The organism is [Clostridium] aminophilum, assembly GCF_900101295.1.
GTDB classification, from domain to species: Bacteria; Bacillota; Clostridia; order Lachnospirales; family Lachnospiraceae; genus Clostridium_R; species Clostridium_R aminophilum_A.
Window position 1 is genome coordinate 1 of record NZ_FOIL01000002.1, and the last position, 9,038, is coordinate 9,038.

The following is a 9,038-nucleotide window of genomic DNA, read 5'->3' on the forward strand; positions in this document are numbered from 1 at the left end:
GATGGGACTTGAACCCACACGTGTATACGCACACAAGATCCTTAGTCTTGCCTGTCTGCCAATTCCAGCACTTCCGCATCTTTATTCTTTTCGTCGGCGCTCTCGCATCGACTCGTATATATTACCATCCCGTCTCAGATAATGCAAGCACTTTTTCCAAAATTTTCTGATCTAAATTTTCTGATCTTCTGATCTAAAATTTTTAATCATTCTAATCACCCGGCCGGAACGCTCCCCGCCGGGTGATTTTCACATTTTCCAAAGATAGGATCAAATACCGAGTCGAAACACGTTTCGCGAATTTCAAACGTTCAGCGGCAGTCGCCAGGACCTCACCGGGGCGTGGACCTTGTCGAGTTGGCCGTGTAATATAATCGCACATTCTACTTTCTCCGGTCATGGCCGGTCTGCTGATAGTAAGCCGCCTTGTTGTCATACATTCGCTGATCCGCCTCGGCAATAATTTCGTGCAGAGTTAGCTTTCGGATCTCATCCCCTGCCACAACTCCCAGCGACAGCGACACGCGCTGTCCGCCAGAACCGGTCCAGTCTTTCTTCACCTGCGAAAGAGCTTCCAGAATCTCCTTTTGCCGTTCCCGCGGAATCCGGACCATCGCCGCAAACTCATCGCCGCCGATCCGATAGACTTTTCCATAGGGGTTTAAAACTTCCTTCAGCCCGTCCGCGGCAGCCCGGATCATCTCATCCCCGGCCTCATGTCCCAACGTGTCATTACAATGTTTTAATTCATTGAGATCAGCAGAAATGTAGACGGCATCCGCCGGAAGGTCTTTCTTCTCAACGCGCTCCATATCCTCATCATACGCCCGTCGATTCCACAGTCCGGTCATGTTATCCGTATGTGCCATCCGGTCATACGCAGCCTTCTCTCTCCTGCTCATGATCAGATACGATATCGATCCGATCACCAGAACCGCAGTCAGAATTGTGACAATGAAAATCGTATAGATATGTTCGTGAATAAAATTATCGATATCAAACGACGAACTGGCACCGATATACTCATAGGTTGATGTGATGACAAAATTCTTCGGAAGCGCGGCAATTCCTCTTTCCAAAAGAGAATACAGAGGGATTTTCCCCCGGTTGACCGCCATGCAGATCGTTCTGTTTTCCGGAAGCGGAAACGTATTCAATACGCGATTTCTCACCTTGCTGAAATACGCATCCTTCACGGTCTCATTTACCAGCATCACGTCGGCATCTCCGGCTTCGACAATCCGAAATCCCTCATCAGTGCTCTCACATTCCACGGCTTCCGCATCGGGATACAATCTCTCGGAAAGCCTTTTCTGGAAATTGTTTCCTCTCACCACCGCAATCCGCTTCACCATATCTTCCTGGTATTCTCCGCGGAAAATCATAAACATGGGAACCCGGATCAATTCCGACGTCAGAAATACCTCTTCTTCCTCTGCTATGGTCACATCGTTCTCACACGGAAACATTACCTGGATCTCTCCGTTTTTCAGCGCCTTCAGCATGGCATCCATGGAATCATAGCTTATATAGACCGGTGTGACACGTCGTTCAATCCCGAGAAAATGGAGCATATTGCTGACAATGTCCGTGATCACGCCCTGAACATTTCCGTCCGGGTCTTTTCCGGAAAACGGGAGATAATTTGCGAAGTATCCGATTCGGAGAACGGGATGTTCCGTGATATACCGGTTTTCCTCCCTTGAGAGAGACATACTGACTGCGTTGCCCTGAAAATATTTTTCCATGAGCTGGTTCGTAAAATTCGGTTTGATTGCCACAATTTCACCCAACGCAGAGTCCAGTTTTTCCAAGAGATCCGGTCTGTTTTTGGAAACCGCGAGATAATAATCCGATCCGCCGATCCACCTGACCGGAACCATATTCATCCCGTAATTGATATTCAGCGCAGTTGTGACGGTTTCCTGTGTCTCACCGGAGGTAAATGCCGCCTGTCTGGACTCGTTCCCGTCAAACAGCCGGATCTGGGCGCCCGGCGCTTCTTCCCGGATCCATTTTTTCAGAAGATCATACTGGTAAGAGTATCTGTTGACACCGATCACGTGTCCGTCAAACGCTGAACCTCTGAGCTGAGCCAGCGGATCATCCGCATGTGCATAAATATAATAACTCTCAACTCCCATCGGATATCCCGGAAAGAGTGCTTTTTCCTCCCGATCCGCTGTCTTGGACAATCCGGGCATGAGATCAATCTCTCCGCGGTAAAACTGCTCCAGAAGTTCTGTCCAGGTACCGTATACATATTCATATTTCCAGTTCGTATAGTAGGATATCGCCTGAAGATAATCATATGCATAGCCCTGTTTATGGCCGTTGTCGTCTTCTGTTAAAAAATGTTCACCCTCAAAAAAAGCGACCTTTACTGTCTGCTCTGCCGCCCATGAAACACTGCAAAACAGCATAACAAAAATCAGGGTTAAAAAAACGGTACAGGCCATGTAAAATCGCGGAAAATCAATCTTTTTCTTCATGTAATTCTTCAACTCTTTCTGCCGTTCCTGATTGATCTGCGTGTCTTTTCTATTTTAACATATCATGGCACTTCGCACCATAACATATGTTATTACATGCCGTTTATATGCTGTTTATATGCTGTTTATATGCCGTTTACATACCGTCCGTTTCTCTGTTCAAATATTTCGGAAGTGTGATTATCCATTTAGCTTCCATATTCCCTATACTTCATCGCTCAGCCCGGTTCTATATTTAAAAATCTCGATGTCTTCGATACCCATTTCCGTAAGCAGCCTTTTTGTTTGCTCACAGTCGGCCCGATCATTATACCCCTTGATCATCGGCACTCTTATCCCGATCTTTTCCGGGCATTTGTCCACCAGCAATTGAAGATTCTGAAGGACCTGATCATTGTCTTTTCCGGTATATTCCCTGTAAATACGGCTGTTCAACGTTTTTACATCGATAAAAAAACGGTCTATCCTGTCCATAACGGCTTCGAGATTTTCACGTGGGACGTTAATGGCAGTCTCCATGGCGATGTTTATCCCGTCACAGTAAGAATCAATGAACATTTCACTTTTTTTCAAAGGCCAGTCGGGGATAATGATCCTCTTCCACATAAATTGTCCCGCAATGTACAAAGCCCAACTTCCTGACAAGATTCTGCATGACAATATTATCGCCATGGGTATCGATTCTCAGATGACCGCACTGCTCATACGCCCAGTTGATGCAGAACGCCCCGATCCCCTTTTCGGATCCGTCTCCGGCGATTCTATGGACAACACCGTAGGGACTGTTGTCAAACCACGTACCATCTGTGATCTCGCGATAGGTCGGCTCAATGTCCTTCCCATAACGGAAGAAAAATGTTCCCACGACCTTACCGTCATCATTGACGCATACGTAACTGTTGCCGTCACGAATATCGCTATGGATCAGAGCTTCCGGCGGCCAGTTGGTCGGTCCCCATTGGTTGGGATTTCCGTGCTCTGCCATATACGTTCTCGCATAGCTGTATATCTCCATCATTCGATCGAAATCCTGTTCCGTAGAATGTCTGATCTTCATAAAAAACCATTCTCTCCTTTACCCTGATTATCTCCCAAATCAGAGCGAGTGTGTTCGGCAGGTGCCATTTCATCCGTTACCCGAAGTTCTATAAGTTCCTCACATTTTTGTTTCGGCGTTTTTGAAGTGAACGCTTCGCGCTCTTATGGTTTTCCCAAAAATACGGTAAAACGTTTTCAACTGTTCAAAACTGTACTGATAATTGGTTTCCCATCGCGATCCAGAAGCGGTGTAAGGCCACCGGCATTGCCGCTGCAATGATACATATAGTTTATCCCCGTTTCCCTGTCTACCCAGATCTCAGTGATATTAAGTGCCCCCTGAGTGTATACCTTTTCAAATCTTTCGTTCTTATCCATTCTAATTTCCTCCTAAACACATTTACATCATAATCGTGAATAATCCACGGAATGCGTTAATTCAATCGCATCATTTCGCAATACAACCTTCAAAATCACATAGTATTATTACCACCACAATGCACAACGAGGTGTACGTAAAAATACAAAAATCAAAGAAGTAATGACCGCTCTTCTTTCTTTGCCCTTTTGTTCTTATATTCTTTTTGCATCTTCTCGATCTCATGAACGGCTTTTATCCGAGCGCCTTCCTGCACCTTCTGGTCCAGTTCCAACAGCTTATTCACCATCATCCGCTTCATCAAATTCAATTGCGTTATTTGATGTTTTTGCACTATACACAAAATCATTTTCATCGACTTCATAGCGGTTTAACAACGCTTTAATGATGTAAATAATATATGATGCGGAGAATCCGGTACTCTGATAAATATCCGTCCCCCTTATTCTTATTCCTTTCCCTCCTTTCACCGCGGTCTTATCGCATGAAAACATCGGATATTCCGATCCCGGAAAAAGCATCTCATTATTTTGTGCCATTTGCTCGATAACCGACTTATCATACTCATATAGTTTGCGAATAACAGATCTCAACATCTCTGCGTAATTCGTAACCTTGACACGCTCTCCCTGCAGAACGTAATAGTTAATATACGTGGATGTTGCATTTTCCGGAATATCCAAATTATATTCCGTATATCCAGGTTCCTTATACTCAATCAAGTGATCCGGTTTTTCGATCGAATATAGTTCGCTTATTATTGAAGCTAACCTGTCTGCCCTTTCCTCAATAGTTTTCTGATTCCACTCTGGTTTATTTAATACATCCTCAAACAGAATGACAACTTTTGTTTTTTCTTCAGATATCAACTTCTTTTTCTCTTCAAAGGGCTTGTCGCCCAATTCGCTGTTATAGCCTGTAAGAGAAAGGTTTCCGAGAGTATGAAGATACTTATCTTTTACATATTCCCAATCGTCGCCAAGCATGTCTTGCCAAGCCTTAGATATGTTCTTATTTTGTGGCATAATATGCTCAATAGACAGATTTCCAATTTCAAGTTTTTCTTTTCCCTGATTCTCGATTCCGGCAAGAAGAAACTTGCAGCATGCGTTTTTCCGGTATAAGTTTTTGTATTTTAAACACTCGACAAAAAACTTTTCATCCGGCAAAGCATCTTTTGATGTGATCTGCATAAAGAAAGACACCAGTGTGTCATAATAGTTTTCCTTATTCGATGCGACGCTGTAAAGACGGTTATACAAACTTTTATATAATCCTCTTAACGAGTTGGAACTGATATCACAGACAATTCTTCGTATACTGTAATTCTGCAGGAACACAAGAACTTTCTCCAACACTTCGGTTGTTATTATTCCGTTTTCAAAATCGATAAATACCGGATACATAAACAAATGACAGGTTGTCTGCTTTAAATATCTAAGACCATACAGAAGTTCATTCACACGCTTTGAGTAATGTTTTTCATCTCCACAGGAAAATGTATGATAAAGCGTTCCATAGTGAAGAATTTCCTTCAACATAGTCTCGCTATTGCAGGGATTATTTTCAAGTATTTTTTTAAATTGTTCATAGGCGTCCGATTCCTTTGGAATACTGTCCATTTTCAAATTTAAATAATCCAGGAAAAAGTCGGACATGTTATCCCTGCCAACCAGGAGTTCTGTTTTTAGCCAATAGTTTTCATATAACTCCTCCTGATTGCCATCCGTCATTAAAACATAATTACGGATTTTGTCCGCAAGAGAAAGCGGAAGTCCTGTAGAATTGATTCTTTCAAAAATTTCCTGAGCGTTATCATCGCTATCCAGTTGGATCTTTGCACAGGTAAGCTTTTCAATCCCTTTATATACATCTTTGACAGACCGATCATCATCCGAATTAAGATAGTTTTTAATGAGTCGAACAAACAGTTCGTAATTCTTCCAAACACCGCTTGTCGGATCCATTTCATCATATCGACCATTCATCAGATAAAGCATCTGTTTGTTGTCGCTCTTTATTGGCTTCAGCTTTAATTTTGTCAGCTCCGTGATCTTTAACTCCCCATATTTATCGGTGTTGTAAAGAGACTCAGATATTAACTCCTTATCTGAGTCTTTTACAGCACAGTCAAGAAGCGCTTTCAACAGAATATAAATGGTTGTAAGACGTTGCTGACCGTCAATAATCACATACTGATAGATGTTATTGATTTCGTTGAGCAAACTGTAAACAACCGATCCGCAAAAGTGCTTCTTGTCACGCTGAAACGCAAGCATGATATCTTCAAAAAGTTTTGTACACTGTTCTTCCGGCCATTCATAATTGCGCTGATAAACCGGTATTGCATACTGACATCTCTTCTTTTCAAAGAAATCATCAATAATTCGTCCTGGCTCGATATGCATATTAACCCCTCTATCCGTTCAATTTGTAAATTATCTCCCCATAAATTCGAGTGAGCGTTTCCCGTATTAGGTTATTAAGACATAATGATTATAGTCCTTAATTTTTCAGATAAAAAGTCCGGATTTTACGGTTTCAATGTTCTGACTTTAGAATCGCATACCAGCAGGCATCACAGACACCCTGATTATTTCGATCGGATTCGCGCAAAGTACCTTCATATTTCATCCCGCATTTTTTCATAACCATACCGGAATGCGGATTTCTTGGGTCATGACGGCTTTCTATGCGATTCGCTCCTACCTCATCAAAAAAGAATTTTATCACTGCCTTCAACGCCTCTGACATTATCCCCTGGTGCCACCAGGCTTTTCCAAGGCAGTAGCCGATATGAACCATATCAATATCGTCATTCAGATTTCCTGCACCAATACTCCCGATTGGATCATTTCCGTGACTTTTCAGAACAATCGCCCACTGATAATAATCCTTCCGGGAATAGGAGGCCGTCCATTCCTTCAACGCTTCCCTGCTGTCTTCAACAGAGGTATGTGCCGGCCATGTCAGGTATTCCGTCACTTCCGAATCGGAAGCCCAATTTCGATACATCGCCTCTGCATCTTCCGTTGAAAATCTCCTCAATATGATTCGGTCTGTTTCAAGTCTCTTTGTCCCGCAGTGATTCATGCTACTCCCCCATGCCTTCCGTTCAGCTTCTTCCGATCATGGAAGAAACCGAATCGGCGGCTCTCTAAAACACCTCACTACTCTGTCAGAAAATCCCATTCCACTATATGCCGTTTTGCCGTTTCACAATCCCAGTGCCGGTATCATCCAACAAACGCTTGCAAGCCCGGCTTTGGCAGCAACTCCAAAAATAAAGCAACATCGGCAACCACACTGTTCCGGTGCGTTTGCCGATGGTTATTCATGTATTCAGCTTTAAGAAAAATACATCAATCTTTCAAAACTCTCGTTACTCGTCCTTGCGGATGTGCTGTGTAAGCTGAATCGAGAAACCAGACGGAGCGATCATCAGGCAGGATCTTGCAGAAGTAGACTCAACCGTATGATCACTTCCTGTCGCATTCTTGAATCCACGGGATTTCAGGAACTCATAAGCCTCATCATAATCACGGACATTCATTCGCATCGTGGTCATGTCCTTCTCCATGGACTCCACGCGCGCTACGTCAACATGGAAACCATTCGGATCTGTCATACGGACATTGGAAATATCCTTGCCGTCAATATTGTCCTTCTGATGGCGTCTCTCAAAACCGAGTTCCTCAAAAAGCTTAATAATCTCCTCTGCATTCTTCGAAAGAATCATCGGATTAAATGTTGTGATCTGCATATCTCTCCTCAATCCCAAATATTATTTTTTGATGTGCTCCACAAGTGCGATTCTGAATCCGGACGGTGAAACCATCGTTGCAGCCTTCGCGCTCTTCGTATCGAGAGTCTTGTCGCCTCTCGTATTTGTAAATCCGTGCGCGGTCAGGATGTCGTAGGCCTCCGCGAAATTATCAACATTCATACGGATCAGCGTCACATCTCCCGGAACATCGTTCAGCGCAGCCGCTACATCCACATGATATCCGTTTTCATGTTTCATCCGAACACTGGACACATCGCCTTTCTCTGTTTCTGTCACCGGTGCATGGGTCTTTGCAAATCCAAGATCCTCAAAAACCCGAATGATATCATCGGCTTTGTTTGAATAAATGATCGGGTCAAATGTCGTAATTTTCATTGGTATTTCCTCCTAACCTGCGCAAATTGTGTGAAGTTTCAAAAGAATAATGTTCTTTATCTAAAGATACACCATGTTTATGTCATAATTCAAGAATAATTCAAAAAATATCATTTACTGTATTCCCTGTTTCACCTCAAGAATGAACAGATGTGTTCCTTTGGTATAATTGAATTGCCTATATATTGAGTTTTTCAAGGAACAAGTCCCATTTGGGCTCTGGGAAGTTTTAGAAATGTATTATAACAGATAAAACGAGTTGAATTCCCTTTAATATCAAAAAATATTAGTGCAAATCAAATTCAGGCTGTCAATTGACAGTTTGGATTTGTTATGTCAGAATCAAAGAAAGAAGCAAATAATACATTAAATTATTGGGAGGATAGAAGGAAATCTATGAAGATCACAAGCTTTAATCCGCTGATATGTACAAGACACGCTGATGAAATTGTTAAAGTGTTCGAAGAACTGGGATTTAAGACGGCTCACGTAAAAGAGAAGCTAAATGACGAGGATATTACAGAATTCCGCCTGAAGGACGCAAATGGCTTCCATGTCGATGTCTCTTCGGCCGGCGATAAGCTTCCTATGCCGAATGACCTGACGGTTATTCGCATCAATGTCGATGATTTTGACGAAGCAATGAAATTTTTTGCAGACAAAGGATTCTTTAATCCGTTGGGAAACAGAACCATCGACGGTGGATCTTCAAAGGATGCGATTCTGCTTGCACCTTCCGGTTTTGGAATCAGGCTCATTCAACATATCAAGAATCACGATTGAGGAAAGAAACATTTGTACCGACGATGCCGCCATGCGGCAGAGGAGACCTTGAATCTGGGTTCATGATGCTTCTCTGCAGAAGATGGGGTGAGGCGGACCCAGAAAAAGGTCCGGGGGACCTTTTTCCCGCCGATCCGACCGACGATGCCGCTATGCGGCGAGGAGACCTTGAACCCTGGGTTCA

At 43.2% G+C, this 9,038-nt stretch carries 11 protein-coding genes; 1 reads left to right on the top strand and 10 read right to left on the bottom strand.

What is annotated here, in order from left to right; translation table 11 throughout:
* Nucleotides 1-383 precede the first annotated feature (383 nt).
* From BMW41_RS00660 to BMW41_RS00695, 9 genes are all read right to left on the bottom strand, one after another.
* On the bottom strand, nt 384-2,492 hold the full coding sequence (locus BMW41_RS00660; protein WP_074647887.1) for a transporter substrate-binding domain-containing diguanylate cyclase: 2,109 nt from the start codon (nt 2,490-2,492) through the stop codon (nt 384-386).
* Nucleotides 2,493-2,696: 204 nt separating this feature from the next.
* Complete coding sequence (locus BMW41_RS00665) at nt 2,697-3,050, bottom strand: radical SAM protein (protein ID WP_177171117.1); 354 nt, start codon at nt 3,048-3,050, stop codon at nt 2,697-2,699.
* Nucleotide 3,051: 1 nt separating this feature from the next.
* A complete protein-coding gene (locus BMW41_RS00670; RefSeq protein WP_074647895.1) occupies nt 3,052-3,549 on the bottom strand; it encodes a GNAT family N-acetyltransferase in 498 nt (165 codons plus the stop codon).
* A 176-nt stretch (nt 3,550-3,725) separates the two neighbouring features.
* Nucleotides 3,726-3,908, bottom strand: a complete 183-nt coding sequence (locus BMW41_RS00675; RefSeq protein WP_074647899.1) for a DUF6440 family protein — start codon at nt 3,906-3,908, stop codon at nt 3,726-3,728.
* A gap of 152 nt (nt 3,909-4,060) precedes the next feature.
* A complete protein-coding gene (locus tag BMW41_RS14465) occupies nt 4,061-4,201 on the bottom strand; it encodes a hypothetical protein (protein WP_177171118.1) in 141 nt (46 codons plus the stop codon).
* A complete protein-coding gene (locus BMW41_RS00680; protein WP_074647902.1) occupies nt 4,188-6,317 on the bottom strand; it encodes a DUF262 domain-containing protein in 2,130 nt (709 codons plus the stop codon). Before BMW41_RS00680 ends, BMW41_RS14465 begins: the two co-directional genes overlap by 14 nt.
* 133 nt (nt 6,318-6,450) lie before the next feature.
* Nucleotides 6,451-7,002 carry a GNAT family N-acetyltransferase gene (locus BMW41_RS00685; RefSeq protein ID WP_074647905.1) on the bottom strand — a complete coding sequence of 184 codons (552 nt, stop codon included), beginning with the start codon at nt 7,000-7,002 and terminating at the stop codon, nt 6,451-6,453.
* Nucleotides 7,003-7,291: 289 nt separating this feature from the next.
* Nucleotides 7,292-7,672, bottom strand: a complete 381-nt coding sequence (locus tag BMW41_RS00690) for a VOC family protein (protein ID WP_074647908.1) — start codon at nt 7,670-7,672, stop codon at nt 7,292-7,294.
* 21 nt (nt 7,673-7,693) lie between these two features.
* On the bottom strand, nt 7,694-8,071 hold the full coding sequence (locus BMW41_RS00695; protein ID WP_031473760.1) for a hypothetical protein: 378 nt from the start codon (nt 8,069-8,071) through the stop codon (nt 7,694-7,696).
* 333 nt (nt 8,072-8,404) lie between these two features.
* Here BMW41_RS00695 and BMW41_RS00700 point away from each other — a divergent pair, with 333 nt between their 5' ends.
* Nucleotides 8,405-8,854 (top strand): hypothetical protein, encoded by a 450-nt coding sequence (locus BMW41_RS00700; RefSeq protein ID WP_143050776.1) that lies wholly within the window; start codon nt 8,405-8,407, stop codon nt 8,852-8,854.
* Here the strand turns inward: BMW41_RS00700 and BMW41_RS14705 are convergent.
* Nucleotides 8,845-9,038 (bottom strand): hypothetical protein (locus BMW41_RS14705; protein ID WP_207646854.1); only part of this gene is annotated, 194 nt, incomplete at its 5' end. The genes BMW41_RS00700 and BMW41_RS14705 overlap by 10 nt on opposite strands.

Coding starts and splice junctions, on each gene's coding strand:
- BMW41_RS00685 (WP_074647905.1), bottom strand. CDS start 7,002: ATGAATCACTGCGGGACAAAGAGACTTGAAACAGACCGAATCATATTG.
- BMW41_RS00680 (WP_074647902.1), bottom strand. CDS start 6,317: ATGCATATCGAGCCAGGACGAATTATTGATGATTTCTTTGAAAAGAAG.
- BMW41_RS00665 (WP_177171117.1), bottom strand. CDS start 3,050: ATGTTCATTGATTCTTACTGTGACGGGATAAACATCGCCATGGAGACT.
- BMW41_RS00675 (WP_074647899.1), bottom strand. CDS start 3,908: ATGGATAAGAACGAAAGATTTGAAAAGGTATACACTCAGGGGGCACTT.
- BMW41_RS14465 (WP_177171118.1), bottom strand. CDS start 4,201: ATGATGGTGAATAAGCTGTTGGAACTGGACCAGAAGGTGCAGGAAGGC.
- BMW41_RS00690 (WP_074647908.1), bottom strand. CDS start 7,672: ATGCAGATCACAACATTTAATCCGATGATTCTTTCGAAGAATGCAGAG.
- BMW41_RS00670 (WP_074647895.1), bottom strand. CDS start 3,549: ATGAAGATCAGACATTCTACGGAACAGGATTTCGATCGAATGATGGAG.
- BMW41_RS00695 (WP_031473760.1), bottom strand. CDS start 8,071: ATGAAAATTACGACATTTGACCCGATCATTTATTCAAACAAAGCCGAT.
- BMW41_RS00660 (WP_074647887.1), bottom strand. CDS start 2,492: ATGAAGAAAAAGATTGATTTTCCGCGATTTTACATGGCCTGTACCGTT.
- BMW41_RS00700 (WP_143050776.1), top strand. CDS start 8,405: ATGTCAGAATCAAAGAAAGAAGCAAATAATACATTAAATTATTGGGAG.